This is a genomic window from Haloquadratum walsbyi J07HQW2, assembly GCF_000415985.1.
Taxonomy (GTDB): domain Archaea; phylum Halobacteriota; class Halobacteria; order Halobacteriales; family Haloferacaceae; genus Haloquadratum; species Haloquadratum walsbyi_B.
Map to the genome: position 1 here is coordinate 2231553 of NZ_KE356561.1, position 1182 is coordinate 2232734.

Annotated in this window: 1 protein-coding gene; it reads right to left on the reverse strand. The window is 41.6% G+C overall.

Features of this window, described 5'->3' with window-relative positions:
- Nucleotides 1–371 precede the first annotated feature (371 nt).
- Nucleotides 372–1082, reverse strand: coding sequence for a cysteine hydrolase family protein (locus J07HQW2_RS18505; RefSeq protein ID WP_021055467.1), 711 nt, complete (start codon nt 1080–1082; stop codon nt 372–374).
- Between the last annotated feature and the right edge of the window lie 100 nt (nt 1083–1182).

A 1182-nucleotide genomic window follows, 5' to 3' on the forward strand; every position in this document is an offset into this window, starting at 1 on the left:
CGCCACCTCGTTATAGTATCAATAACAGTATGGGACAAATCCGTGAGGATAACCCATACTTAGGGGGTCATTTGCTAGAGCTTCTCGTTGCTACTCGGAAACAGGGGGTATTCTTTTGTTCAAATTCAACTGCTGACGTCTGTATATTTTGACAGCATCCTGCGAAAATGCTCAATAGGTGTCCAATCAACTGATTGCATCTGAATGTATATGAGGTAGATGAAACAGTTACGGGCATGTCAGCAACATGGGAGTGACGTAATCTATATCCATCAATATGATTGAAAACCATGTTATATATCTGAGAGCTGTCATTAGTATAAAATAGACTCTTTACTGGTTGGTTCCCGATTATAATATCTCCGTGTCAATCAGTTATTGTTAGCAGATACGGGACCGGTCTTTGTGGTAACTTGTCCGGTCCTCTTGACCTTCTTGACTATCTCATTCCCGTCGTATTCAACAAGTCGATTTGTTATAGCATCTATATTCCGGACACCTCGTGGCTGAAGATAGCGCATGCATTTCAGTCCCATCTCATGGAGATCTTGACTTGGAGCAGCGGTTGCTTCCTTTGCGACTCGAAATGCGTAGTCATGTTCATGAGCTCCATGAGCAGTATAATGGACACATATGTTTGTCATAAATCCAACTAAGATTACAGTGTCAATATCGTACGTTCGCAGCAGATGCTCAATTTCTGTTCGGTGAAAGAAATTATATCGGCGTTTTTCGATTATGTACTCCGCAGGTTCCATGGCATCTTCATCAATTGAGAGAATCGGATCAAATTGTTCTGCGCAACTATCAACAATCCCATGTGCTGGTTCACAAGACTCTATCTCAGCTCCGTAGTCTGCAAAGTCAGATCGATGTATTTCCTTACCCCAAATAACCGGTATATCAGCATCTCTAGCACATTTAACTACAGTATTGATATTTTCCATGACGGCGTCTCTACCTCCGGAAATAGATCCGGCACCAGAGCTCATTGCTTCCTCACTCTCTGGTGTTGTTTGTTGTGGATCAACTACAATGAGGGCTGGTGTATCACCAATCGGGTCGTCTGTGGTAGGGATCATTATCTATGTTAATAGTGCGATCTATTCTGTATTAACTTCATCTGGACAAGATAAATAATTTTAAGATATATGTTCCCACCACACAAAAGAAATCATACAG

What these genes read in the sequence shown, in the direction of transcription:
- J07HQW2_RS18505 (WP_021055467.1), bottom strand. Translation starts at nt 1,082, where the DNA reads ATGATCCCTACCACAGACGACCCGATTGGTGATACACCAGCCCTCATT.